Here is a 26,398-nt window from a genome sequence, read left to right on the forward strand (position 1 = left end):
TAATTATCTTGTTTTATCGATTATTTTTTGAGTTCGTATAATCAATTGCCTTTTGCTCTAATTGAGAAATAGAGTTTGATTTATTTTGTAATAACCATTCATCAATTTCATTTTTTTGAAAGAACAGTGTTTTACCATTTGGTTTTGAATAGGGGATTATGCTCTTATGTACTAATTTATAAATGTAGCTTCTAGAGAATCCAGTATAGTTGATTAAATCTTCAACCGTAAAGATTTGTTTAGCGGTACTAACAATTAAAACTTCTAATTGATTTAGCTTTTGTAAAATTACGTCGTTGCTTTCCATTGCTGTCTATTTTTAAGATTATGACAGCAAAAGAAGTAATGGAAAAAAATAAAAAAGTTATTAGGTTTATTAGTGTTAACCTTTTTTGTAGAATGTTAACCTTTTAGAATAAATTCTTTAAAATTTCAATATTTTTAGGTGTTTCATTTATAGATTTATTTGATGATGTAGTGATTGAATTTGGAGTAGCTTTAGGATTTTTATTTCCAAAAATCATTAAAAATTTTTCAAGTGTAAATAATTTACTATTTAGTTTAATTTTTTCATATATAAATTTTGTTTGGATATTATCCAATTCTAATTTAAATATTCTTTCTTCAGGTAATTTTCCAGAGATAAGAATATCAATGAATTTTTCTTTATCAGGAATTGAATCAAAATCGTATATATTTTTTATTATATCATTTTTTAGTAGAATATCGAAGGTTCTTGCTAAATCTTCTTTTGTTAGATTAATTTTAAAGTCATATTTGTTTTCAACTATTTCAAAATCAATTGTATTTTTCTTTTCTGTGTTAGTTTTATTTAAAATGAAGTAAATTAATAAAGAAAGTATTGGTAGAACTGTATTTACAATAATAATTCCATAAACAGGAGCTTCTTTTTTTATTATCGAATTGATTAAAAAAATGGAAAAGAGCATAAATAGTATTGAAGTTGCTAGCTTCATTCTATCAATATTTGGGTTCCAACTACTTTTTTCATTTGAAAGATATTCAAAAACAAATTTCTGATTATATCCAATATAAATTATAGTTTGAAAAATGATATTTAAGGTTATAAAACCTATAACTGTATATGTGATAAAATTTGTGTACATAATTATAATTGTATTTCAGGAATTAAACTTGCGGCTTCTTTCATTTTTTGATCGACAATCTTAGCGTAAATCGTTGTGGTACGAATCTCTCGATGTCCTAATCGCTTTGAAACAGTGTAAATGTCAGCTCCATTTTCAAGTAAAAGAACTGCGTTTGTATGTCTAGCACTATGAAAGGTAATGTGTTTTGAAATTCCGGCTCTGTTACACCAACGCACAATTTCATTATTATAGACTACGCCATATTTTAAACCTTTAAAAACCCTTTCTGAAGGATGCTGTCTTTCACCAAGTAAATCTCTTGATTGTTCTGAAATATAAAGATATTCAACACCATCTGTTTTTTCTTGACGGAAGTTAACTCTACTAATACCGTTATCTTCGTCTCGAACTTCACTCCAGGTCATTGTATTAATATCAGACCATCTTAGACCTGTAAGGCATGAAAAAATAAAAGCTCTTTTGAGAACGCTGTATTTACAATTTGTATTTGCAAGAGCTTGAAGCTCTTTGTAAGTTAAATATTCTCGTTGGCTTTCAGCTTGTTCAAAAGACTTTACTTTTGAAGCATAATTTATAGACAAATAGCCTTCATCGAATGCTGCTCTAAGACAAGCTTTAAACTTATTAAAATACGAATATTTGGAATTTAAGGATAGGAGAGTATCACTTTTTGTTTTAGCTTCAGTATCAAAATAGTTACGGACTTTTTTAATAAAGTTCTCGTCTATCTCTTCAAATTGTAAATTTGGACTTATACATTGTTTTAAATGTACAAGAGTAGCTGTCCAGTTTCCATAGTTTTTTGGAGAATTAATTTTTTCTTCTGTTTTCTCAACAAAAAAATCTAAAAAGCGTCTTTTTGATTTTGCAGTATTTTTTATGTCAAATCTTCCTTGAAAAAACTCAGCTTTTCTAATTGAAAGGATTTGTTCACTCAAAACTTCGATTTCTTTGTTTTCTTTTTTCTCTGAAGCTGTTTTCGGATTTTGATGTGGATATAATTTTAAATACTCAAAATCTCTATTATGGATGCGTTTTCCATCTTTGTCGAGTTGTGAGCCTTTATAATATTCAATATAAAGACTGTACTTATCATTTTTTAATTTCTTCCTTTTTAGTGATATTTGCATAGGTGTACATTTTTACATCTTTTTAATCAAAAGGTGTACATGAGATGAAACAAATGTATCAATAAAGGAACAGATAAACAAGTGAAAATTTTCTTAACTACTTATAAATCAACCAAAAGAAATAAAAGAAAAGTAAAGGAAACTAAAATTATTTCCCAATACAAAAATTAGCAAAAATATTACCCAACAACTCATCGTTAGTCACTTCGCCCGTAATCTCACCGAAATAATGTAATGCCGAACGGATGTCGATTGCCATCAAGTCCGAAGAAATGCCGCTGTCTAATCCCCATTTCACCTTTTGGATTTCTTCCAAAGCTTTCAAAAGCGAATCATAATGACGCGTATTCGTCACTATCGTCTCGTTGTTGCGTAGCGCACCCGTGTTCACAAACGATAGTAAAGCTTCCTGTAGTTCCTCGATACCTTCTTTATTCTTTGCCGAAATAAACAAACTGTTCGAAACTTCCGCTGTCAAACGCATTATTAAATCGGCAGCCAATAAGTCTTTTTTGTTAAACAACACCAAAAGAGCCTTTTGCGGATATTTATTTTTAATGCGTTCTATTTCATTTTTTAAAGCTTCCACACTGCCAACTGCCAACTGAGAACTATCCACTAAAAACAAAACCACCTGAGCCTGTTCAATCTTTTCAAAAGTCTTTTGAATACCGATGCTCTCCACGTGATCTTTCGTTTCGCGAATTCCGGCCGTGTCAATAAAACGGAAACCAATGCCTTTAATCACCAATTCGTCCTCAATCGTGTCACGTGTCGTTCCGGCAATGTCCGAAACTATGGCGCGTTCCTCGTTCAACAAAGCGTTCAATAACGTCGATTTTCCCACATTAGGTTCACCCACAATCGCCACCGGAATCCCGTTTTTAATCACATTCCCCACAGCAAACGAATCGATCAAACGTTTCAAAACAAACTCGATGCGCTCTAAAAGTTGGTGAAAAGCCGTTCTATCCGCAAATTCCACATCTTCCTCACTAAAATCCAATTCCAATTCAATAAGCGAAGCAAAATTCAGCAATTCTTCACGCAGTTTGGCAATCTCATTACTAAAACCACCACGCATTTGCTGCATCGCAATCTGGTGACTCGCTTCATTGTCACTCGCAATCAAATCAGCCACCGCTTCTGCCTGCGATAAATCCAATTTCCCGTTCAAAAAAGCACGCAAGGTAAATTCACCTGCCTGCGCCATTTTAGCTCCTTTACGAAGCAATAATTGAATAATTTGCTGTTGAATAAAAGTCGAACCGTGGCATGAAATCTCCACCACATGTTCCCCCGTGTACGAATTCGGTCCTTTAAACAAAGAAACCAAAACCTGGTCATACACTCTTCCTTCATCGACAATATGCCCTAAGTGAATCGTGTGCGTTTTTTGGTTACTTAAATCCTTCCCGGAAACCGATTGAAATACCTTTGACGCAATAGAAATCGCCTCTTTACCCGAAAGACGAATAACCGCAATAGCACCCGCACCCGATGGCGTCGCTAAGGCAACAATAGTTTCTTGTGGAATCATAACCAATTTTTTTGCAAAGATACTAATTTTTTGGGCGTGCCCTCCATTTCATTACGGTCGGGCTGTCCGCTATATTTTTTGTCACATCGAGCGGAGTCGAGATGTCAAAAAGATGCCGCTTCCATCCCTCACGCGGAAAATAAGTAAAAAGTAAAAAGTAAAAAGTAAAAAGTAAAAAGTAAAAAGTGAAGTTACTTATATACACTACACTTCAACATTCAAAAAAATCTGCGATTCTCAGCGCCTTCTTAGTGACTCTCTGTGTAATAAAACCTAGTGCTCTTAGTGTTCCTAGTGGTTAAAAAACTTTAACATTCGTTATTCCTCATTGAATATTCACCATTTTAAACTTTTGCGTTTCTCAGCACAATATTTGAATACATCTTCGTGAACTTAGCGACTTCTTAGTGAACCTTGTGGTTAAAAAAACTTCAATATTCAATATTAAAAAGTGTTTGCGATTCTCTGTGTAACAAACACAAAAAAACCGCATAACATTTTACTGCTATAACGGTTCTTAGGTTAAGGGTTGGTTATAAATTTTGAGTATACAGTTATCAGTTTTTAGTTTGCAGCATAGCTGAAAACTGTAAACTGCGACTGTTTACTGTGACTGTAAACTAAACTAGTTACTCAACATAACAGGCATTACCAACATAGTCACGGTTTCGCCTTCATCTAAGCCATCCACCGGAGTAAGAATACCGGCACGGTTTGGCATCGACATTTCCAATTGAATTTCGTCACTTGATAAATTGTTCAACATTTCAGTCAAGAAACGAGAGTTGAAACCAATCTGCAAATCATCACCTTGGTAATCACAAGTCAAACGTTCGTCAGCTTTGTTAGAGTAGTCAATATCTTCTGCTGAAATATTCAATTCAGTTCCGGCAATCTTCAAACGAATTTGGTGCGTTGTCTTGTTAGCAAAAATAGCCACACGACGCACAGAACTTAAGAATTGAACGCGGTTGATTAATAATTTATTCGGATTCTCTTTCGGAATTACCGCCTCATAGTTCGGATATTTTCCGTCAATCAAACGACACGTTAAAATGTAGTTGTCAAAAGAGAAAGTAGCATTAGCATCATTATATTCAATAGTCACTTCAGCATCAGAAGCCGCTAAAATTCCTTTTAAAATATTCAAAGGTTTCTTAGGCATAATGAAATCAGCCACCTGAGAAGCTTTCACATCAGTACGTGAATATTTAACCAATTTATGAGCATCTGTAGCAACAAAAATCAATCCTTCCGGAGAAAACTGGAAGAAAACGCCACTCATTACCGGACGCAAATCATCGTTACCCGCAGCAAAAATAGTTTTACTGATAGCTGTAGATAACACTTCTGCAGGAACTAGAGTAGAAGAAGGTTCTTCTAACACTACTGCTTTTGGAAATTCATCTCCCGGGGCATACGCAATAGCATATTTACCGGAATTAGAACTGATTTCTACAGTATTATTGTCTTCCACAGTAAACGTTAAAGGTTGTTCCGGGAACGTTTTTAAAATATCTAAAAGCAATTTTGCAGGAATCGCAACACTTCCTTGACTATTAGAATCAATTTCTAAAGTTGCTGACATTGTAGTCTCTAAATCGGAAGCCGAAACGGTTAATTGGGTATTGTCTAGCTCAAAAAGGAAATTATCTAAAATAGGTAAGGTGTTACTACTGTTAATAACACTTCCTAAAACTTGTAGCTGTTTTAACAAATACGAACTTGAAACAATAAACTTCATCATCTTTTGATTAAAAATCCAATATAGGGTTTTATTTTCACAAATATATTTTAATTATCAGCAATACGCAACATTATTTTATCAACAACTAGCGACTATACATTCTTTTTCGTAAGTAAGTAAAGACAAAACCGAAAAAGGCAAGGATAATTATTGGTAATCCGATAGTTAAGACTTGCGCCCAACTGTAGTTTTGGTACACACGTTCTTTATCCAATAAAGGCAAATTAACGTCTTTACTGCGAATGTTAATAAGTCCGGTGTCGTCTAAAAGGTAGTTCACACAGTTCATTAAGAACTCTTTGTTACCATATAGATTGTTGGTCCACTTGTCAAATCCTAATTCTAAAGGCACTCCGTTCTCCAATTGGTTCTTAATCACATCACCGTCAGAAATTACAATCATTTTATTAGCAACACCAGCTTCCTTATAATCCTTTTCTTTAAAAGGCAATACACGGTTTTTGTACATAGATGAGAAAGAACCTTCTAGTAAAACCGAAACCGGAATCAATCCTTTTCCAATATAGTCTTCTTGACTCGTTTGCTCGGTAACCATATCTAAGGAAATAGGAGCAGGCAGCCCAATGGGTCTGGAATTTTCAGAACTGCTTAATAAAACCGTTTTTTTAATGTCGTTTTTCAACAATTCAATAGGCGAGGCAAATTCAAATTTGATGCCTTCCATATTTTTCACAATCGGATGGTTGGAAACCGGATAAATGTAAGGCGAAAATCGCCATAAGTATTGTTCGTATTGGGTTTCGCTGCCTTGCTTTCCTGTAGCCAATTTGATTGGCGTAGCATATTCGTCTTTAATGATTTGTTGGTCCAATCTAAAACCGTATGAAAAGAACATATCCGTTAAGTTCAGATCGTTGTAAGCCGCAACCGCCATACCGTTTTCGTTGTTCAAATCGGTAAAGTTTAAAGGTGCGTTATCGACTAACCAAAGTGTTTTTCCGCCATTGACAATATATTGGTCTAAAACTTGTTTTTCTTCTTCTGAAAAAGCTTCAGTTGGCTTCGCAATAATGGCTAAATCATATTTTTTAAGTTCGGCTAAAGTTTCTGTAGGTTGTTGTTTGGCTACCGAATCTAGGGTAAACGGACCAATAAAATAACTTTCTCTAACCGTTTGTAAAAAGTCGGCAATATAAGCATCCGATAATTCACCATTCCCTTTGATGATGGCAACTTTCTTCTGTTTTTGAGTGGTGATTTTATTAAAAGCTTCAGCAAAAGCAAATTCTAAATGTTGCACCGAACTGATTACTTTTTCTTCGGTTGAAGCCCCCATCAGGTTTTTCAAAAGCGCCACTTTAGCACCTTTGTCTCCATAATTGGCAACAGCCCAAGGAAATACCACTTCTTGCGATTGTTTTCCTTTATCGGTTACAGTAATACTCAACGGTTGTAAACCTCTTTCGGTAAACTGTTTCATAACCGCATACGCTTCCTCTTCTTTCTCAATTGGGTTAGCAAATTGAAAAATAATATTAGGATTATAAGCGGTAAACTCTTCTAAAAGCTGACGGGTTTCGTCTTGTAATCGTCTGAATTCCGGAGGGAAATTACCTTCCAAAAAAACGTCCACATACAACGGACTGTCCACGTTTTTAATAATGTTCAACGTGGTTGGCGACAATGTATACCGTTTGTCCTGTGTTAAGTCAAAACGTTTAAAAATATACTGTCCGCCAAAGTTCAATACGATTAAAACAACTAAAGTTAACGCTAACTGTTGTAAGGCTTTTTTATTCTTTTTCATTATCCTCTAGTCGTTTTAAGTTTATAAACAGTAAAGGCCAAAAAAGTAGTGGTAACACTCACAAAATACAACACGTCTCGGGTGTCAATCACGCCACGTCCCATACTTTTAAAATGATAATCCATTCCCAATTGTGCAATGAAAGAATTGCTTTGTTTTAATAAATTAGCAACACCATCAAACCCAAAATAAAAGATAAAACAAATAAAAACCGAAAGAATAAAAGCAACAATTTGATTGTCGGAAAGGGTAGAGGTAAAAATACCAATGGCGGTATAAGAAGCTACTAAAAAAAGCAAACCGAAGTAAGATCCCATAGTACTTCCCATGTCAATATTTCCGGGAGGATACCCAAAATAAGAGATCATCCATACATAAATTAAAGTAGGCAATAAAGCTAAAACCGATAAGGTAAAAGCACCTAAGAATTTCCCGTTTACAATTTCCCAGATCGATAAAGGTTTGGTAAACAAAAGTTCCAAAGTCCCTTGTTTTTTTTCATCCGAAAAACTCTTCATGGTTATGGCCGGGATCAGGAAAATAAAGATCCAGGGCGATAATTTAAAAAACGGACTCATATCGGCAAATCCGGAATTTAAAATATTATAATCGCCATCAAATACCCAAAGGAATAATCCGTTCAGCAATAAAAAAATGGCTATGACTAAGTAGCCAATGGGTGAGCCAAAAAAGGATTTAATTTCTCGTAACAGTAACGCCTTCATGAACTGGTTTGTAAATTTTGGTTTAAAAGTATGGTATTTTTAGCATTCGAAAAAATGAAATGCAAATTGTTTATTAAGGCAAACTAGCCATTTTATCAACACTCCAAGCCTCGGGTTTATCGCTGAATAAGGTTTTGGTGAACGGCCAAACTTGTCCGAAAAGTTCCGATTTTCTATAGTTGTTCAAATGCTCTTCCGACTCCCAATAGCTGTAAGTAAAGAACGTTCGGGGATCATTTTTATCTCGGTACAATTCCAACAAATGATTGCCTTCAAAACCTCTGATCTGTTCTTTAAACTGATGGAAATTTTCTAAAAAAGCCTCAATTTTATCTTCGTGAAATCTCATTTTTACAATGCGTATAAACATAACAACGTGTTTTTTATGAAAAAGTTATAGTAACAACATCTCTGAATTTTAAACCCAATAAAGATTTAGCCGAACCTACCGTTTTAGGATTGCTTTTGTAAATCGCAATTTCCAACAAACCATTTTCGTTAAATAAAGCCAAACGCTCGCCCTCAAAGTCTTTTAAAGTAAACTTTTCTGAGGTATTAAAATCGGAATACGATTTTTTTATAGTGTTGATTCTTTTGTTGTGAAACGAAATCTCATACGAACGTCCGCGCGCCATTTCTTGAAACAATTTCTGCGGAATATTGGTTACACAATTTCCAAAATGGTCAATATAAACGACATTTCCTTGAATAGCATTCTGAGCATCATTTACTTTAGGAACCAATTCGTTAACGGTTTTAAGACTTTCGATTTCTTTACCGATAACGTTCAAATGACCACCACGGGCAATATGACACGCCACCGCAACAAAAACATCCATGTCGGTTGCGTTTTCCTGTAAGCGGTCGTGAATATTAATAGCTACAATTTTCTGCGGAATTTTTCGTTGGGTCAAAGTACTCAAAATACCATTATCGGCACAAATGAAAAAATGGTCATCCCATTGCATGGCAAGATGCTGTGTATCGCCGTGCCGTTCGCTATCCACACCAATAATATGTATGGTACCTTTAGGAAAACTGCTATAAGCTGCCGCAATACAATAGCCGGCTTCCGTAGTATTAAACAAATCAATGTCGTGCGAAATGTCAACAATAACCGCTTCTTTGTAACCGGAAATAATTTTACCTTTAGTAGCACCTACAAAATGATCCTTCAAGCCAAAATCGGTGATCAGCGTAATTATTGACATAAATTTGTTTATAACTTATTAGAAAACGAACAGTAGTTTTTCTTAAATTTGAATACAAAGCTAATATAATTTTAAGACACGAAAAACAATTTAAACTATAAAGCCTTTGAACGAAAGAATAATTGAATTAACAGATATAACCGCTAAAGATTTTTGGGGTCCGCAAGACATTCACTTAGAAGCGATTAAAAAATATTATCCCAAGCTTAAAATTGTAGCAAGAGGTGCCACTTTAAAGGTCTATGGTGAAGAAGAAATTTTAGACGAATTTGAAACGAAATTCCGAAGATTAATGCTTCACTTCACACGTTACAACAGCATTGATGAAAATGTTATTTTACGTGTGTTGGAAACCAGTAGCCAGGAAACACACCACATGCACGACCGCGATAAAATTTTAGTACACGGTATCGGAGGAAAATTGATTAAGGCCATGACACCAAACCAACAAAAATTGGTCGATATGGTCATCAAAAACGATATGGTTTTTGCTATCGGTCCTGCCGGAACAGGAAAAACCTATACCGGAGTTGCTATGGCGGTAAAAGCGTTAAAGGAAAAACAGGTCAAACGTATCATTTTAACGCGTCCTGCGGTAGAAGCAGGTGAAAACTTAGGTTTTTTGCCGGGAGATATGAAAGAAAAACTGGATCCGTACATGCAACCTTTATACGATGCGTTGCGTGATATGATCCCACCGGAAAAGCTGGAAGACTACATTCTAAAAGGAATCATTCAGATTGCGCCATTAGCCTTTATGCGCGGACGAACGTTAGACAATGCCTTTGTGATCTTGGATGAAGCTCAAAACACCACCCACAGCCAAATGAAAATGTTCCTGACACGTATGGGACGAAATGCTAAATTCATGATTACGGGCGATCCGGGTCAGGTAGATTTACCAAGACGTACGATTTCAGGGTTAAAAGAAGCTATTTTGATCTTAAAAGATGTAGAAGGAGTAGGCATAATTTATCTCGACGATAAGGATATTGTCCGACATAAATTGGTGAAAAAGATTATTGATGCTTATAAAAGTATCGAAAATCACGATTAATTTGAGAAGAAATAATGATAAAAATCCGATTGCTTTTGTAATCGGATTTTTATTTTGTGTTTAACAATGATTTCTAATAATTTATTAACACGAAAACGTTTTAGTTGTGATATGTATTTTTTTAAGTGTATTTTTTTGTTGATTTTGTATTAAATTTAGATTTAAATCACTAAAAACTAAATTATGAAATCAAAAAAGCAATTAGGAATTTTAGTATTCGGCTTGTTGTTTTCTTTTTTCTCCTGTGACAAAGAAGAAGAGCAATTAGACGCACCCAGTGCCTCTTCAAAAGAGTTTAAAGCCATTCAGGTAACAACTCATGACGGAAAACCCTTTAGTACCGGAACAGTAAGTCAAACAGGAATAACTAGTCAAACCGGAAAATTTGTAGCCGGTCCCGGAGGAGGAGTACTGATGCAGGCTTTTTATTGGGATCCTACCCCCGGAGGCGTTTGGTGGGATACCGTTAAAGGAAAAGTCGGAGCTTGGTCTGATGCCGGAATCAATGCAATCTGGTTACCGCCGGCATCAAAAGGGCAAGGCGGAGGCTATTCCATGGGATATGATCCTACAGATTATTTTGATCTGGGCGATTACAATCAAAACGGAACGGTAGAAACGCGTTTCGGTTCAAAAGCAGAATTGGTCTCTCTTATTAATGAAGCCCATTTGCAAGACATGCAGGTTTATGCCGATATCGTGATTAATCACAATAGTGGAGGGCAGCTAGAAGCCAATCCTTATACAGGAACCAATACTTGGACTGATTTTTCAGGTGTGGCTTCCGGTAAATTCTTAAGAAGTTATCATGATTTTTACAAAAACAGTTATGGCAATAATGACGAAGGTGCTTTTGGCGGATATCCCGATCTTTGTCATGCTAATCCTTATGTACAAGACTGGCTTTGGAACCGATCAGATGCCGTGGCTAAATATTATAAAAATACCATCGGTTTTGACGGATGGCGTTTTGATTATGTTAAAGGATTTGGTCCTTGGGTAGTCAATAACTGGAATGCAAGTGTCGGAGGATTTTCAGTAGGAGAATATTGGGATTCCAATGTAAATACTTTAGAATGGTGGGCTAATAATGCAAACAGTTCGGTATTTGATTTTGCCTGCTATTATAAAATGAATGATGCTTTTGACGGAAATAATCTGAATGTGTTAAACGACGACATGATGTGGAAAAGAAACCCATATAAAGCTGTAACGTTTGTAACCAATCATGATACCGATGAAATATGGAGTAAATATTTAGCGTATGCTTATATTTTAACACACGAAGGCTATCCGACTATTTTTTACAGAGATTATGAAGAATGGCTGGATAAAAGCAAATTAAACAACCTGATCTGGATACACAACAATAAAGCTACCGGAAATACAACCATTCTGTATACAGATAGTGACGAATACATAGCCAGACGAAACGGATATGGAGGAAATCCGGGATTAATTGTGTATCTTAATAATTCTGACTCTTGGCAGGAAAGATGGATACAAACCAACTGGAGTAATACTCAAATCAAAGATTTTACCGGAAATTCGGGTTGGTATCCAACGACCCAAAGCAATCAATGGGTAAAAATAGAATGTCCGCCTAAAGGATATTCGGTCTGGTCCATAAACATGTAAAAAAATAAAAGTCATTTCCCATAAGAGATGACTTTTTTTATCATAAAAGCAAAATTGTTTTTTGGTAATATAGGTAAACAAATTACATTTGCAGATAATTCGTTTAACTACAAATAAATTACGGAGTAAAACTCAGTTACAACAACAAATGAACAACAACACTATTATTTCAACTGATTTCAATTTCCCGGGACAACAGTCTGTTTACAAAGGAAAAGTAAGGGAAGTGTATAATATTAACGACGAACTTTTAGTCATGATCGCTACCGACAGGCTTTCGGCTTTTGATGTAGTGATGCCTAAAGGAATTCCTTACAAAGGACAAATTCTGAATCAAATTGCAACTCGTTTTATGGAGTTGACAAAAGATATTGTACCCAATTGGCTTATTGCAACGCCGGATCCGAATGTAGCTGTGGGGCATTTATGTACACCTTTTAAAGTAGAAATGGTAATTCGTGGCTATTTATCAGGACATGCTGCTCGCGAATATGCTGCCGGAAAAAGAACGTTATGCGGAGTAGCTCTTCCGGAGGGATTGAAAGAAAACGACCGTTTTCCGGAACCCATCATTACACCAACAACTAAAGCAGATTTCGGAGTACATGATGAAGACATTTCCAGAGAAGCGATCTTAGAAAACGGAATCGTATCTCAGGAGGATTATGAAGTATTAGAAAAATATACGCGTGCATTATTCCAAAGAGGAACGGAAATTGCAGCATCAAGAGGTTTGATTTTGGTGGATACCAAATATGAATTCGGGAAAACCAAAGACGGACAAATTGTTTTAATCGATGAAATTCATACGCCGGATTCTTCTCGTTATTTTTATGCAGAAGGATATCAGGAAAGACAAGATAAAGGAGAAGCGCAAAAACAATTGTCAAAAGAGTTTGTGCGCCAATGGTTAATTGCTAATGGCTTTCAAGGAAAAGAAGGACAGCAAATTCCGGAAATGACAGACGAATACATCGAATCGGTTTCGGATCGTTATATTGAGCTTTTCGAGAATATCATCGGAGAACAATTTGTTAAAGCTGATATTTCTGATATTGCAGACCGTATTGAAAAAAACGTATTGGAATACCTTAGTAAAAGATAAATTTCCCTTTTCTTAGAAAAGAAAATAATAAAAGCTGTTTCTAAAGCCGAATTTCTATAAATTCTTAAGCTTTTGAGGCAGCTTTTTTAATGAAATATGCAATATTTTAATAGAAGATATTGTGTTATGGGGCAACTCTAAAGGAATAAACAGGGAGTGTAAAGATATTTTACAAATGATTTCTTTGTAAATTTGATCGATATGGCTCCAATATTTAGTTTATGCTTTTTTTAATGAATAAAAGGTTTAGCCTTTAATCTTCTAGTTTCTCTTACCTTGAAATTATTTTTCACGATTCATCGTTCTGAATTGACTTGGGGTCACACTTTTTAGTTTTTTAAAAACTCTATTGAAGTAGGGGATATCTCTAAATCCACACGAATAAGCAATCTCTGCAAATGTCATAGATGTGTTTAACATAAGATTGCATGAAGCCGTTACTCTATATTCAGTTAAAAATTGAAAGAAAGTTTGCTGTTTCATTTTTTTGAAAAAAACGCAAAATGAAGATTTTTCCATTCCTAAAAAATCAGATACATCTTCTAATGAAATGGTATTGTGAAAATTATTCATTACATATAGTTCTAAAATTTGCATTTTTTTTACTCTTTTATCTTCAACGGTAGGGTGTCCCACAATATTTATATTTTGAGAATATGCAATTAAAGACAATATTGAAATAAGAGAAATAAACCTTTCTGAGTCATTCTGACCAAGCATTGTATTTAGAATGCTTTGTAACTTAATTAAGGTTTCGTTTTTGAATTCAATTCCATCCTTAATATTTGTTACATTGGAAATTATTTCTTGGAATTCAGGGAAATTTAGTTTTAACTTTTTTAAAAAATCATTAGAAAAAAAGATGCAGATATTTTCAATTTTCAATTGGTCATCATGAGCCGTTTCATTAAAAGACCAACAATGTGGAATATTGGGAGGCAATAATACGATTTCGCCTTCAGCAAATGATTCGACATTATCTCCTATAATTCGTGTTCCTCTTCCTGTAATTATAAAAGCAATTTCCCAATAGTCTTGTCGATGTAAGTGAATTTGATTATCCCATTTTATATGTACATGCTCAAACTTAAAGGACTGTTTGCTATCTAAATCAGTATGACAATATTTTATAATTTCAGGCATTTAAAAAAATAAATATTATAAAATGCAAATATAAGACAATCTTTATCAAAGATTAATCTATACATTTTAACCTGTCATTATTAATTTTGAAAATTATAAAATAACAATAATGAATGTAAAGAACGATTTTCTTAAAACTAAACCGCATTATGAAATTTTAGACGGATTGCGAGGTATTGCTGCCTTAATGGTTGTAGTTTTTCATGTCCTTGAAGTTCACTCAGGAGGAGACCATACCAAACAACTTATTAATCACGGGTATTTAGCCGTTGATTTTTTCTTTATATTATCAGGATTTGTAATCAGTTATGCCTATGACGACCGATGGGAATTTATGACTCTGGGGCATTTTTTTAAGAGAAGAATTATCAGATTACTCCCTATGTTAGTCTTCGGTTCAGTATTTGGAGCAGCCTTATTTTACTTTCAAGATTCGGCGTTATTAGGATGGGGGACTATTTCGGAAACGCCATTATGGAAAGTCATCATTGTTATGGTTTTAGGTTTTTTCCTTATACCAGTCGGAAAATCATTAGATATTAGAGGTTGGAATGAGATGTTTCCATTAAATGGTCCGTCTTGGACATTATTTTTTGAAGAAATTGCTAATATATCTTACGCGTTAATATTGAGAAAACTTTCGAACAAAATGCTAAGTCTTTTGGTAGTGTTGTCGGCTGGAGTTACCATCTATTATGCATTAACTAATACTCACGGAGATATAATTGGTGGATGGGCTATTGACGATACAACACAATTGAAAATCGGTTTCATTCGATTAACATTTCCTTTTTTAGCAGGAATTTTATTAGCCAGAACTGTAAAAATTCAAAATATTCAAAATTCATTTTTATATACGGCAATAATTTTAATTGCGTGTTTATCCGTTCCTCGACTAGGAGGTTATGATAATCATTGGCAAAATGGTTTATATGAATCAATATGTTTAATTTTTATTTTCCCTTTTATTGTTTGGCTCGGTGCAAGTGGTGAAGTAAAAGGAAAAGCGTTAAAAATAAGTACGTTTTTAGGAAACATTTCATATCCCATTTATATTACACATTTCCCGATTGTATATATTTATATGGCTTGGGTAACTAACAATAATTATACATTGGAACAAATATGGCCATATTCAGTTTTGACAATGGTAATTTCGACAATAGTCGGATATGCTTCAATGAAAATTTATGATATTCCATTAAGATTAAAACTAAAAAATAAATTCTTAAAAAAATAGAATATAATTATAAGAAAGGCTAAAGTAGTTGATATTGATGTCAAACTAAAGATGTCAAAATATGACAAGAGATTTTCTGATTTTTATAGTGATAAAAAATAGGAATCTTAATTTATTAATAATTAAAAACATTGATTAAATGGCTATTCAAATGACAATATTCAGTGACGACGAAGATAACCAAATCGAGTGCTTTATTAATGAAGAAAAGAGAATAATATTACTAATTACAGATAACTGTAGTGGTCGGCAAAATTATATTAAATTTCATAAGAAGGATGTTTTAGAAGTTATTGAAACATTAAACGGGCTGTGTGAAGAATTAGAGAATTCATTGGTTACATAAGATATTTTTACTGAATGAGATCTTGAAAATATGTAAATAGAGTATAGTATAGTCTAAGGGGAGCAAATGAACCGGTTGAATAATAAATAAGGACAGAACCTTTTCGTTTAATCACTTCCAAATTATCGAAAAACCTAATAAAACATGTTCCGGTTCGTAATTTTCGATTAGGAATAGGGGAATAATGATACAGTTATCTTGATTTTGCCGTGAATCTGAGAACACTTCAAAGTAAGAATAAAAAACTTATTGTAATAACCCAAGCAATACTATAATTTCTAACATAGTTCCCGTAGTTTTAGTTTCGCTTTCTGCCAAAGTTTTCACGCGATTTTGAATTACTTCCATAACTTTTTTATAGTGTGTTCTAACAACTTTTTCACTTACTCCAAGTTGTTGGGATATTTCTTTAACAGAAAGATCGTTTTCCCAGATTTTTTTAAATACCTCCCGTGTAATTTCAGGAAAATCTTGTAGCGTACGTTCAATTAAATCAAGTATTTCATCAGCCTGAATATCTTCAATGATATGGGAATATCCTTCCGATTGACTTATCGTTTCTAAAAGAAGACTATCACCTATTGATTTTGCGGCAGAAGAACGCAAATAATCAAACATGCGATATGAAAAATAATGAATCAGATATTTGCGAGCCACGCCTTTTTCATCAGTTCTTATAGCATAAGGTTTAGACCAGAAAATGACCCAAAAGTTCTGTACAATATCAGCTGCAACATCTCTGTTTCCAGTTCGTTTAGCTGTCCAATTAAGAAGTAATTTAGCATACCTATCATAAAAGGTTTTGAAAGCTTTTTCATCCTTTTTATCATAAATAGCAGTCAATAAGTCTTTATCGGAAAAGTACATTATAGTTAAAATTGGTCTTCACAAATTTAATCAGACTACCTTCCTGAATCCTTATCAAGAAGTTAATAAAATGTTACTAATATGATTTTTCTTTCAAATTTAAGCTTAACACATCTTTTTAAACAAATTTAAAATACTTTAAATCAATACTTTAAACAACATAATGTTTTCTTAACCAAAGTAAAGGAAAAAAAATAGCTCATGAAAACGATATATAAGAGAAGGGCTTATCAAACAGAGCTTTTATTGAACAAATGAGAAAGAATAAAAGAAATTTTTCAGAACTGTTTTGGGTTACCGAACTGTTTCATCGATATTACGAAGACCAAGCAACTGAGAAAGAAAAAAGAGTCATTGAAAAATGGGATCCTGAAGAAAAATACAGCAATGAAATTAAATATATGTCACCGGATCATGAAACGGAATTACTTTGGAAAAAGATTGCCAGAGAGCTTAATTTAGAAATGCATCGCAAACAGAAACAAAGGATTTCTGTATACCAGTATGCTGCCGCAGCCTCTTTGATATTTTTTATCTTTTTAGGATATCAGGTTATGCATACCTATAAGTCTGTATTTTCCACTGGTACTAGCATAGAGATAGGAACCGACAAAGCAATCTTAACTTTAGAAGATGGATCAGAAGTTTTTCTTAAACAAGGAATTGATTATCAAAATATAAACGCACAAAGTAACGGAACAGAGATTGTCTATAAACCTATTTCATTGTCTTCATCAGAGCATACAATTTCAAAAATGGCGTATAACTATTTGACCATTCCTCGCGGAGGTCAATTCTTTGTACAACTTACAGACGGTACCAAAGTATGGCTCAATTCAGAGTCTAAATTGAAATACCCTGTCAGTTTTGTTGATGGTGAAACTCGGCAGGTTGAACTGGTTTATGGAGAGGCTTATTTTGATGTGTCTTCCAGTACGCTACATAAAGGGGCTAAATTTAAGGTTGTGAATTCAAAGCAAAATATAGAAGTTTTAGGAACAGAATTCAATATTAAAGCCTATAAAGATGAAACTGATATTTATACTACACTAATAGAGGGTAAAGTAGAAGTAAACATCGGAAATACCCAAAAAATATTGCTGCCTAACGAACAATCAGTGCTGAACCTCAACGACGATAGTCTGATTGTTAAGCCAACCAACGTCCATGATGTTGTTTCCTGGAAAAAAGGAGTCTTCAGCTTTAAGGCAACATCTTTAAAAAATATTATGAAAGTATTATCCAGATGGTATGATGTAGAAGTACAATTTGAAAACTCAGAAATAGAAGAAGTAAAATTTAATGGAGTATTGAAAAAGAATCAATCACTGGAAGATATATTAACCACTTTACAAACTACAAAATCCATTAACGGTTATGAGATAAAAAATAAAAAAATCATTATAAAATAAAAAAAGGGAACAAAGTCTCCACCTTCCACAGCAGTACTTTATCCCCGAAAAATTAATTAATAATATTAAATAATTCGTTCAAATTTATGAAAATAAAGTTTATGAATCTGCTTTTCCCATTTGGAAAAGTCTTATTACTGTACATAATGAGATTATTTATCTTTTTGTTTTGCACAACCTTGTTCAGTTTTACTCCATCCACGGCTTTTTCGCAGGGAAATGTGGTCATAGATACCGATAAAAATATAACAGTAGATGAAGTATTTGACCTCATCAAACAACAAACGGATTACACATTTATTTATAGAGAGGATTTATTCAAAAACTTTCCGAATATTTCCTTAAAAAAAGGAACCGTTTCAGTCGAAAAACTTTTAAAAATAAGCCTAAAAGCAGAGGCTTTTAATTATCAGTTTGTCAATAATACTATTGTAATTACTAAAATACTCTCTAAACAACAAAAAAAACTACAACAGCCCGGAAAAATACGAGGAACTGTAGTCGATGAAAACGGAAATCCATTATCAGGAGCAACCATAACGATAACCGCTACCGGAAAAGGAACGATGAGTGATTTTGACGGAAATTATGAAATTGTGTTACCCACAGGAAGTTATACTGTAGAAGTAAGCTATATTTCTTTTCAAACGCAACGTATTACCGAAGTAGTGGTGAAACCCGGAGCAACAACTCAACTGAATGTAGTGCTTAAAGAAAATATAGAAGATCTAAAAGAAGTAGTGCTATCTACTACGGTAACTTACAGGGAAGCCACTTCTGCAGGACTGTTGGCTCAGCAAAAAAAGGCCGCACAATTATCAGACGGTATTTCTGCGGAACAGATCGCTAAAACTCCCGATAATGAGGTAGGGAGTACTTTAAAGAGAATCACCGGTGTCACCACTGTAGACAACAAATATGTTGTAGTGCGATCTATGGGAGAACGCTGGAATCAAGCGGCTATGGACGGTCTCAATTTACCTAGTACAGAAGCATACCAACAACACTTTTCTTTTGATATTATACCTACGGCTTTGGTAGAGAGTGTCGTTGTCAGTAAAACAGTTACTCCCGACATGAATGCTAATTTCGCAGGCGGATATGTAGAAATTAAGACTAAAGACATTCCAAGAGAGAATTTCAATTCCTTTACAATGTCGTCGTCTTATAATAGCCGTAGTACTTTTAAAGATCACATCACCAAGCAACGTGGCAAGTATGATTATTTTGGCTTTGATGACGGAACAAGGGATTATCCGAATATAGAATCAATGGATCCGCCTATAACGGAAGCAGAAGCAGGTCCTTATATTGAAAATTCTAAAAAATTTACACAAGATAATTTTACAAACTATAAAGAAAAAGCACCGCTTAATTCTGCTTATCAGTTTGCTTTGGGAAGAGCTTATCAATTACGCGAAACGGATAAATGGGGTTTCGTAGGCGCGGTTACTTTACGCAACACCCAAAGTGTCCAAGAAATTGAACATACAGAAAGAGGACAATGGATGACCAATACATTGTTTTATCCGGTGAGTGAAGACAGAGAATATTATACTTTAGAACAGTACGGTTATAAAAATCATGGGGCTTCCTATACATATAATGCTACACTGGCCGGGATGCTCAATGCGGGTATTCAGTTAGGCAAACACCGTTTCAGTATTCGTAATACCTATACCCACATATATGATAATCAACTAACGCAAATTACAGGATGGGATTATTATAGTAATAGTCAATCCGGAATTAGGAATGGTTCAGAACTACCTCTTACCGAAACGGTAGATTATCCGGTTTATCAAACTTTTATACAAAATAAGATAGGAGGAGAACATCGTTTGGGTAAAATAACAGTAGACTGGTTTGCAGCTCGTTCTCATACATCAAAAGACACCAAAGATGCCACTTTTATGGAAAATTTCCGCATAAAGCAAGGAGATGATGTATTAACACAGTATCTAGTTTCTAATAGTGGAACTCATATACATCGCGATTACTATTGGAATAAGGAGACTGATTACAATTGGGGAGCCAATCTAAAATGGGATTTTAATTTGGGAAGTACCCGTAATATGTTAAAGGTCGGTTATTTTGGTACAATCAAAAAAGCAGAAAATCAACAAATAAAAGCCAATTTGCGTTGGTTAGTAGAAGATCCCGCCGGTAAATTCATCTATATTTCTACTCCTTTTTCTGAATTGTTAGACGGTTCTTACTATACGTGGAACGGATTTGGATGGGATCGCTATAACTTCTATGGAGACAAATATGAAGGAAAAGTAGAAGTACATGCCCCTTTCTTAATGCTAGATAACAAATTTACCTCTTGGCTACGTCTGATATGGGGATTGCGTGCGGAAAGCTATGTGTATACACAGTTACAATCGCAGCGATCAGACGAAAGCTATACGACAGAACAGTTAGATGATAAAAAGTGGCAATATTTGCCTTCAATAGGACTGGTTATTAGCCCTACCGAAAAAACGAACATCCGTTTAGGATACAATAAATCCGTCATCCGTCCACAGTTTTCAGAAAGGTTACAGGTTCCGTATTATGACCCGATACGTTCTGCCTTGGTATTAGCAAACTGGTCCGGAGTAATTTCTACTGTAGCAGAAAATTATGATTTTAAACTGGAATGGTTCCCTCACGGAGGTGAAATTCTTTCAGCAGGAATATATTATAAAGACATACAAGATCCTATTGAAGCCGTAACACGATTAACCAATGAGGGAGCGAGAAGAATCCACACATTAAACTCTGTAAGTGCTAAATTATGGGGTGTAGAGCTAGAAATCCGCAAGAATCTTTCTTTTATGGGAGAAGGAAAAGCCCTAGACAACTTTTTTATCTCAGGTAATGCCACATTCAACAAAACAAAAGTAGTCTCTTACGTAAATCTGGATGGTAGCGGAGGAACTTATGAGGCCAATAGACCTATGTACGGACAAACGCCTTATTCTTATAACCTGGGACTCGATTATACAGGGGAACGTTTTGGCTTCAGTCTGCGACATAATGCTTCGGGAGAGCAGTATTTAACAGTAGGATTTGATTACTATGCAGAAGAGATCCGTATGCCTTATAGCACTACTGACGGTCAGATAAGCTGGAAATTTTTACCGGAAAAGAATATGGAGTTAAAACTGAGTGTTAGTAACCTATTTGATTCCGTATATGAAACCTATAACAATGTAAATAGTTATACGGGACCGGAAAGAGAAGGCTATGAATATGGAGATAACCCCAGAGAACGATACACATTGACCTCCGGAGCTTCAGACAAATACGATGAAGGAATAGACCGGAAACTCTTTAAATCCTATATAGGAAGAACCTTTAGCTTTTCGATCCATTATAATTTTTAAAATCAAAAAGACAAGAATTTCAAAAAAATACTTTGCGCAAAGATCCGACGGTAACCTTTTACCAATAAAAACCCTGTGGTAAAAGCGGAAGAAAGCAGGTAAATAAACAAAAAAGGCCAAAGGAAAGAAACGTCGCCCTCTCCAATAGCCTTGCGATAAATAAACGGCGGCAAATTTAATGAAAAAAAAATTAAAATCATGAGAAACTTTTTTCTTCTGGCAACTGTGGCTATAGGATTAGCCTCCTGTCAAAACGAATTTGATGCTACAGAAGCTTCTGCTTTTGAAATGAAAGCCGCAACAGCTGATTACACAGCGGCTTGCAGTTTACCGGTAACTACTGTTTCCGGAGACATTACAAGCAACACTACATGGGATAATGACCATGTATGGGAAATTAGCGGAGTAGTACGTGTTAAAAATAACGCAACACTTACTATCGAAGCCGGTACGTATATCAAAGCCAGTGCAACAGCAGGTGATCCTAACGGTGTATTGGTAATTACTAAAACAGGTAAAATCAACGCTGTAGGTACTTCTGCAAACCCAATTATATTTACAAGCTACAATTTATTGGATTGCGATAGTAGTACTTCTCCGTCTCCGGGAGACTTCGGAGGAATAGTTCTTTTAGGAGATGCTCCGGTGAATACAGGTTCTACAACTAATATTATTGAAGGTTTAGACGACCAACCTAATCCATCAGATTTCTATTTTGGCGGAACTAATAGCTCACATGACATAGGTTCTATGCAATATGTTCGTATTGAGTTTGCAGGTAGAGACCTAAACGGACCTAACTCCGGTAATGAAATTAACGGACTTACATTTGGAGCTGTGGGTAATGCAGGATTACCGGCGACACGTACCAAAATTCATCACATTCAGGTAACGTATGGCTTAGATGACTCTTTTGAATGGTTTGGCGGAACGGTTAATGCTCGTTATTTAATTGCTTTTGCACAAGATGATGACGGTTTTGATTTTGACTGGGGATATACCGGTAGAATTGATTATGCTTTAGCATTAGCGGATAAAAACAGTACTCATAGTACTAGTGGTGGTAACCCGGATTCTAATGGTATTGAATTAGATAATGACGCTTCAGGTTCTTCTAATACTCCGCAAACTCACCCGCAAATTTATAACATGTCTATTATTGGTGTACCATGTACGTATGCTTCTATGTATGAAAACGGAGCACATATTCGTAGAAACGGTAACATAAGCTTGAACAACTCAATAATAACAGGTTATGGAGCGGCTTCTAATACTTGGGGAATGTTTATAGACTCTGCTACCGGATCATTCTCTAATGTAGAAGTATATGCTTGCAAAACGTCACCGTTTACAAGTCCTTCATCAATTACAGGAGTAACAGAAGCTTCAGGAGCTGATTTTGGAATGACACAACCATTCTTTAACGGTAGTGGTTCTTTAAGTTTTAGTGGTGCAACTAATGGTGCTTTCGCTAGTGGAGATTGGGCTTCTTCTACTGGATGGACTAAATTTTCAGGCTTTTAATGAATTTATGATCTAAAATTTCCCGGGCACACTTAATGCCCGGGTTTTTAAAAAAAACTTATAAAATGAAAAAAATAATACTTCTTATTTTAACTGTTTTTACAGCAACGGTTACAAATGCACAAAGTTATGAGCTTCCTGTTTTTGAAACAGGTACAAATGAAGATGTTTCAGACTGGACATTTTATCTTGATCCGGCTTGTAATTATCCTAATAATAACAATTGGGAAGTACATCAGGCTCAGGGTAGAAACTATAATGTTTTAACAACTCGTACAGTTGAAGATCTTAATTTAGGAAATCCGGGGAACATAACCAAAATAGACTGGGCCGTTTTACCGGTACAAGACTTATCATATTATCAGAATGTTCGCTTAAAATTCACGTATATGAAAGGAGCAAATGCAGTTGAAGATCCTATAACAGTAAAGATCTATGCAATGAATATTCCTGATGATAACTTAAGTTATCTGTATAGTTCTACTCCTATACAAACAGTAACGATCGGAGAAGACGGAGGATGGGCAATTGATCCTCCTGTTGCAGTTGAAGAAAGTATAAATATTTCAGATGCAATTATAGGAACACATACTTATATCGGTATTGTGTATTATTCAGAAGGGTTGAACGAGTATGAGTTTTATAATTTAGACTTAACAAAAGTGGCTTTAGAGGTAGAAATCGCTACAATGAGTATTGAAGACCAAACAACAAACCAAGCCATATATGTCAAACAAAATCCGGTGGCGGAGACCTTACAATTGCAATTCCCAACTGATTTAGAGGAAGCCGATACTTATCTCCAGATATATACTATATATGGAACTTTAGTAACAAAAGCAGTATACAATAACGGTATAGACGTTAGTCATTTATCTTCCGGTATTTATATAGCAACAGTGTCAAACGGAACGCGTACGCAAACATTAAAATTTATTAAAGAATAAATAATGTATAAGAATATGGTAATCCGGAGAAGCCCCAATACTTCCTGTATAACCAAAAAAATACATTGTTTAATGGTTTTATAACGACTTCCGGTTGAACTAAACACCGGAAGTCTTTTAAAAATTTAGGTAGTAGACCATTGAGGAATCCTTATACCTATTATGTTTTTTCTCAAAAAAGCCTTTACTACTTTAAAAGTAAGAGAATAAAGCTCTTAAAGAAAAAGAAAATATAAAGATTATTACTTATGAACAGAAGCTTACAAACAATCATCTATAAGTTAAGTATGGTGTTGTTTTTATCCCCGTTGTTATTTTCCTGTGAAGAAACGCTTATACCACAAGATCAGCCGCAAGCACCGGGAAGTGTTTTTATCAGCGCATATGTACAAACCGATTCCATCCGGATTATGGCTAATGGAGATAACCTGATAATTGATGACCAAGAAACCTTTAGTAATAGGATTACTAAAGATTATAAGTATGTGTATTATAATCACCAATCAGAAACTATTGAAATAATCAATAATGAAACTCAGGATATAATGAGAAAATATGAGTTTACAGAAGAAAATTCAGCGGATACCCTTTCCTTTTTTTACAAACCGGGAATCTGGATTGAAGATGTACTTTCTTCTAAGCCCGGAACTCTGAACCAGAGTGGCTATACCGGATACCGTTTCATTTTTCCCAATATGAACCGATATTCCAACAGCGGATACGAAGGCCCGTTGGATGGAATTATCAGTAAAATTACCGGACAACAACTAGGCATAGTAGAAAACATTGACAAAGAAACATTCAGTACTTTTCTTGAATTTCCTTATACTATGCCACCAATAATAAAAATGCGGTTAGTAAAACACGGTACTACAGAATCTTATATTTCCGGACAAACAATAGAAGTACAAATGGTCATGCAAAACAATAAGTCATGTTTAATAGTATTAGAAGAAACAGCCGATAGTAACGGAAATTTTTCCGGGGTAAACGGTACTATTGACTTAACCAATTATTTTGATTATTAAAGACAAAAACAACATTTTTACTCTGTAGAAAATATCTGTAAATAACGGATAAAATAAAATTACATATACTGTAGTATAACACAATTATCATCATTAAAAAGGAATTATAACAATGAAAAAAACGGTTTGGATAGTATGGTTTTTGCTTTTAGGAGTAGCTTGTCAAAAAGATGATGAAAATGTAGTGCAGTATGAAAAAGGATCTAACGAATCTATAAATCAATGGATCTACGAGCAAATGAAAAGATATTATTATTGGAATGATAATTTACCGGATCATAACATTAACCTGTCATTGTTCCCGAAAGATTACTTTAATACCTTAGTTTATTCAGATGATCCCTATTCTTATGCCTACCATCCCTCATTACCTGAAACATTTCCGCAAAGTTTAAGAAAAACCTATGGCTTTGATATGGGATTTATAGAATATCAAGGAAACGTTTATGGAATAGTACTATACACCCTTGCCGATTCACCTGCTGAGAATGCAGGGTTGCACAGAGGAGTATTTATTACATCTGTAAACGGAACATCGTTCAGTTTGACCAACTATAACACGCTATATTCCGATTTGATCAATTCCGACCAAGCTGAATTAGAAATAGTCTCTTATACGGTAGCAAACGGCTTTTCAACGCCACAGCAAATTACAATATACCAAAGCTTCACTTTCGGACAATCGGTGGATTATAGCATTGTTGAAGAAAACAATAAAAAAGTAGGATATGTGTATTTCTCTCATTTTGATGCAGGAATGGCTCCGCTCTTTGTTCAGGTTTTCGGAAACTTAAAAAATCAACAGGTAGAGGAAATAGTACTGGATCTAAGGTATAACGGAGGCGGAGATGTATCTTCGGCAGCAGCCTTGTGCAGCATTCTGGCCTCAGGAATTCATCGAGATGATCTGTTTATTAAATATGCAGGAAATGAAAACGGAGGTCTTGTTGACCAAACATTTGAAGAAGCCCTCCGGATGAATGAATCTCAAATTAGTTTTGAAGCCCTCCGCAATGTACACCCTCAAATAAACAGAGTATATGTCTTATGTGGAAATCATACAGCATCTGCTTCTGAAATTGTTATCAACAACCTAAAACCTTATATGGGAGTCATAACCATCGGAGCAACAACAGTAGGAAAAGACGTAGCCGGGTTTACCATTGAAGACGAAAGAGACCCGGAAGTACAAGGTTGGGTATTGTATCCTTCCATATACAAACTTTATAATGCAGACAATCAGGGAAACTATCATGCAGGAATCACACCCGTATATGAACTGAATGAATTAGAAAATCTTGAAATTATGGCTTTAGGAACTCCTGACGAGACATTATTTAGAAAAGCACTTGACTTAATAGAAACCGGAAACGGAGGGAGAAGTGCTGATCCGAATATCATTCCTCTAAAAATAGAATATCAACCAACAGCAGAACCCGTTATATTTTACAGACAAAATTAAACTA

21 protein-coding genes and 1 pseudogene are annotated in these 26,398 nt (G+C 34.7%); 11 read left to right on the top strand and 11 right to left on the bottom strand.

All coding sequences use genetic code 11. The features are described 5' to 3' along the window. Positions 1 to 13 precede the first annotated feature (13 nt). The 9 genes from ACUSJC_RS04620 to ACUSJC_RS04660 all read right to left on the bottom strand — a co-directional run bounded on the left by ACUSJC_RS04620 (position 14) and on the right by ACUSJC_RS04660 (position 9,251). On the bottom strand, positions 14 to 307 hold the full coding sequence (locus tag ACUSJC_RS04620) for a helix-turn-helix transcriptional regulator (RefSeq protein WP_449268387.1): 294 nt from the start codon (positions 305 to 307) through the stop codon (positions 14 to 16). Between the two features lie 103 nt (positions 308 to 410). Further along, positions 411 to 977 carry a hypothetical protein gene (locus ACUSJC_RS04625; protein ID WP_449268388.1) on the bottom strand — a complete coding sequence of 189 codons (567 nt, stop codon included), beginning with the start codon at positions 975 to 977 and terminating at the stop codon, positions 411 to 413. 152 nt (positions 978 to 1,129) lie between these two features. Further along, entirely contained in the window at positions 1,130 to 2,260 is a 1,131-nt protein-coding gene (locus ACUSJC_RS04630; RefSeq protein WP_449268389.1) for a tyrosine-type recombinase/integrase, read from the bottom strand. A 148-nt stretch (positions 2,261 to 2,408) separates the two neighbouring features. Continuing rightward, complete coding sequence (mnmE, locus tag ACUSJC_RS04635) at positions 2,409 to 3,800, bottom strand: tRNA uridine-5-carboxymethylaminomethyl(34) synthesis GTPase MnmE (protein WP_449268390.1); 1,392 nt, start codon at positions 3,798 to 3,800, stop codon at positions 2,409 to 2,411. 625 nt (positions 3,801 to 4,425) lie between these two features. Beyond that, a complete protein-coding gene (gene dnaN, locus ACUSJC_RS04640) occupies positions 4,426 to 5,544 on the bottom strand; it encodes a DNA polymerase III subunit beta (RefSeq protein ID WP_449268447.1) in 1,119 nt (372 codons plus the stop codon). A gap of 88 nt (positions 5,545 to 5,632) precedes the next feature. Then, positions 5,633 to 7,315 carry a gliding motility-associated ABC transporter substrate-binding protein GldG gene (gldG, locus tag ACUSJC_RS04645; protein ID WP_449268391.1) on the bottom strand — a complete coding sequence of 561 codons (1,683 nt, stop codon included), beginning with the start codon at positions 7,313 to 7,315 and terminating at the stop codon, positions 5,633 to 5,635. Then, positions 7,315 to 8,040, bottom strand: a complete 726-nt coding sequence (gene gldF, locus ACUSJC_RS04650; protein ID WP_449268392.1) for a gliding motility-associated ABC transporter permease subunit GldF — start codon at positions 8,038 to 8,040, stop codon at positions 7,315 to 7,317. Before gldF ends, gldG begins: the two co-directional genes overlap by 1 nt. A 73-nt stretch (positions 8,041 to 8,113) precedes the next feature. Then, on the bottom strand, positions 8,114 to 8,410 hold the full coding sequence (locus tag ACUSJC_RS04655) for a putative quinol monooxygenase (protein ID WP_449268393.1): 297 nt from the start codon (positions 8,408 to 8,410) through the stop codon (positions 8,114 to 8,116). A 13-nt stretch (positions 8,411 to 8,423) separates the two neighbouring features. Continuing rightward, positions 8,424 to 9,251, bottom strand: coding sequence for an SAM hydrolase/SAM-dependent halogenase family protein (locus ACUSJC_RS04660; RefSeq protein ID WP_449268394.1), 828 nt, complete (start codon positions 9,249 to 9,251; stop codon positions 8,424 to 8,426). 106 nt (positions 9,252 to 9,357) lie between these two features. Between ACUSJC_RS04660 and ACUSJC_RS04665 the strand changes: the two genes are divergently transcribed. The 3 genes from ACUSJC_RS04665 (at position 9,358) to ACUSJC_RS04675 (ending at position 13,051) form a co-directional block, all read left to right on the top strand. Continuing rightward, entirely contained in the window at positions 9,358 to 10,308 is a 951-nt protein-coding gene (locus tag ACUSJC_RS04665) for a PhoH family protein (RefSeq protein ID WP_449268395.1), read from the top strand. 183 nt (positions 10,309 to 10,491) lie between these two features. Then, the gene (locus ACUSJC_RS04670) at positions 10,492 to 11,946 is read left to right on the top strand and encodes an alpha-amylase (RefSeq protein ID WP_449268396.1); all 1,455 of its coding nucleotides are present in this window, start codon (positions 10,492 to 10,494) and stop codon (positions 11,944 to 11,946) included. Positions 11,947 to 12,094: 148 nt separating this feature from the next. Then, entirely contained in the window at positions 12,095 to 13,051 is a 957-nt protein-coding gene (locus ACUSJC_RS04675; RefSeq protein WP_449268397.1) for a phosphoribosylaminoimidazolesuccinocarboxamide synthase, read from the top strand. A 282-nt stretch (positions 13,052 to 13,333) separates the two neighbouring features. Here the strand turns inward: ACUSJC_RS04675 and ACUSJC_RS04680 are convergent, their stop codons facing one another. Then, positions 13,334 to 14,194 (bottom strand): AraC family transcriptional regulator, encoded by an 861-nt coding sequence (locus ACUSJC_RS04680; RefSeq protein WP_449268398.1) that lies wholly within the window; start codon positions 14,192 to 14,194, stop codon positions 13,334 to 13,336. 109 nt (positions 14,195 to 14,303) lie between these two features. Here ACUSJC_RS04680 and ACUSJC_RS04685 point away from each other — a divergent pair, with 109 nt between their 5' ends. Further along, the gene (locus tag ACUSJC_RS04685; protein ID WP_449268399.1) at positions 14,304 to 15,434 is read left to right on the top strand and encodes an acyltransferase family protein; all 1,131 of its coding nucleotides are present in this window, start codon (positions 14,304 to 14,306) and stop codon (positions 15,432 to 15,434) included. Positions 15,435 to 16,026: 592 nt separating this feature from the next. Here the strand turns inward: ACUSJC_RS04685 and ACUSJC_RS04690 are convergent. Beyond that, positions 16,027 to 16,647, bottom strand: coding sequence for an RNA polymerase sigma factor (locus ACUSJC_RS04690; protein ID WP_449268400.1), 621 nt, complete (start codon positions 16,645 to 16,647; stop codon positions 16,027 to 16,029). Between the two features lie 254 nt (positions 16,648 to 16,901). On the opposite strand from ACUSJC_RS04690, the gene ACUSJC_RS04695 reads away from it, so the two are divergent. From ACUSJC_RS04695 to ACUSJC_RS04725, 7 genes and pseudogenes are all read left to right on the top strand, one after another. Beyond that, the gene (locus ACUSJC_RS04695) at positions 16,902 to 18,059 is read left to right on the top strand and encodes a FecR family protein (RefSeq protein ID WP_449268401.1); all 1,158 of its coding nucleotides are present in this window, start codon (positions 16,902 to 16,904) and stop codon (positions 18,057 to 18,059) included. A 146-nt stretch (positions 18,060 to 18,205) separates the two neighbouring features. Further along, positions 18,206 to 18,850, top strand: a pseudogene (locus tag ACUSJC_RS04700) (carboxypeptidase regulatory-like domain-containing protein); the annotation flags it as partial. Continuing rightward, complete coding sequence (locus ACUSJC_RS04705; RefSeq protein ID WP_449268448.1) at positions 18,848 to 21,433, top strand: TonB-dependent receptor domain-containing protein; 2,586 nt, start codon at positions 18,848 to 18,850, stop codon at positions 21,431 to 21,433. The pseudogene ACUSJC_RS04700 and the gene ACUSJC_RS04705, both read left to right, overlap by 3 nt. Positions 21,434 to 21,631: 198 nt before the next feature. Then, positions 21,632 to 22,957, top strand: coding sequence for a hypothetical protein (locus ACUSJC_RS04710; protein ID WP_449268402.1), 1,326 nt, complete (start codon positions 21,632 to 21,634; stop codon positions 22,955 to 22,957). 65 nt (positions 22,958 to 23,022) lie between these two features. Next, positions 23,023 to 23,904: a T9SS type A sorting domain-containing protein gene (locus ACUSJC_RS04715; protein ID WP_449268403.1), complete on the top strand. Its 882-nt coding sequence runs from the start codon at positions 23,023 to 23,025 to the stop codon at positions 23,902 to 23,904. 248 nt (positions 23,905 to 24,152) lie between these two features. Then, positions 24,153 to 24,932 (top strand): hypothetical protein, encoded by a 780-nt coding sequence (locus ACUSJC_RS04720; RefSeq protein WP_449268404.1) that lies wholly within the window; start codon positions 24,153 to 24,155, stop codon positions 24,930 to 24,932. 112 nt (positions 24,933 to 25,044) lie between these two features. Then, a complete protein-coding gene (locus tag ACUSJC_RS04725) occupies positions 25,045 to 26,394 on the top strand; it encodes a S41 family peptidase (protein ID WP_449268405.1) in 1,350 nt (449 codons plus the stop codon). Positions 26,395 to 26,398: the final 4 nt, after the last annotated feature.

It is taken from the genome of Flavobacterium sp. U410, assembly GCF_053570605.1.

Coding starts and splice junctions, on each gene's coding strand:
- ACUSJC_RS04620 (WP_449268387.1), bottom strand. CDS start 307: ATGGAAAGCAACGACGTAATTTTACAAAAGCTAAATCAATTAGAAGTT.
- ACUSJC_RS04625 (WP_449268388.1), bottom strand. CDS start 977: ATGAAGCTAGCAACTTCAATACTATTTATGCTCTTTTCCATTTTTTTA.
- ACUSJC_RS04630 (WP_449268389.1), bottom strand. CDS start 2,260: ATGCAAATATCACTAAAAAGGAAGAAATTAAAAAATGATAAGTACAGT.
- mnmE (WP_449268390.1), bottom strand. CDS start 3,800: ATGATTCCACAAGAAACTATTGTTGCCTTAGCGACGCCATCGGGTGCG.
- dnaN (WP_449268447.1), bottom strand. CDS start 5,544: ATGAAGTTTATTGTTTCAAGTTCGTATTTGTTAAAACAGCTACAAGTT.
- gldG (WP_449268391.1), bottom strand. CDS start 7,315: ATGAAAAAGAATAAAAAAGCCTTACAACAGTTAGCGTTAACTTTAGTT.
- gldF (WP_449268392.1), bottom strand. CDS start 8,040: ATGAAGGCGTTACTGTTACGAGAAATTAAATCCTTTTTTGGCTCACCC.
- ACUSJC_RS04655 (WP_449268393.1), bottom strand. CDS start 8,410: ATGTTTATACGCATTGTAAAAATGAGATTTCACGAAGATAAAATTGAG.
- ACUSJC_RS04660 (WP_449268394.1), bottom strand. CDS start 9,251: ATGTCAATAATTACGCTGATCACCGATTTTGGCTTGAAGGATCATTTT.
- ACUSJC_RS04670 (WP_449268396.1), top strand. CDS start 10,492: ATGAAATCAAAAAAGCAATTAGGAATTTTAGTATTCGGCTTGTTGTTT.
- ACUSJC_RS04675 (WP_449268397.1), top strand. CDS start 12,095: ATGAACAACAACACTATTATTTCAACTGATTTCAATTTCCCGGGACAA.
- ACUSJC_RS04680 (WP_449268398.1), bottom strand. CDS start 14,194: ATGCCTGAAATTATAAAATATTGTCATACTGATTTAGATAGCAAACAG.
- ACUSJC_RS04685 (WP_449268399.1), top strand. CDS start 14,304: ATGAATGTAAAGAACGATTTTCTTAAAACTAAACCGCATTATGAAATT.
- ACUSJC_RS04690 (WP_449268400.1), bottom strand. CDS start 16,647: ATGTACTTTTCCGATAAAGACTTATTGACTGCTATTTATGATAAAAAG.
- ACUSJC_RS04695 (WP_449268401.1), top strand. CDS start 16,902: ATGAGAAAGAATAAAAGAAATTTTTCAGAACTGTTTTGGGTTACCGAA.
- ACUSJC_RS04710 (WP_449268402.1), top strand. CDS start 21,632: ATGAGAAACTTTTTTCTTCTGGCAACTGTGGCTATAGGATTAGCCTCC.
- ACUSJC_RS04715 (WP_449268403.1), top strand. CDS start 23,023: ATGAAAAAAATAATACTTCTTATTTTAACTGTTTTTACAGCAACGGTT.
- ACUSJC_RS04720 (WP_449268404.1), top strand. CDS start 24,153: ATGAACAGAAGCTTACAAACAATCATCTATAAGTTAAGTATGGTGTTG.
- ACUSJC_RS04725 (WP_449268405.1), top strand. CDS start 25,045: ATGAAAAAAACGGTTTGGATAGTATGGTTTTTGCTTTTAGGAGTAGCT.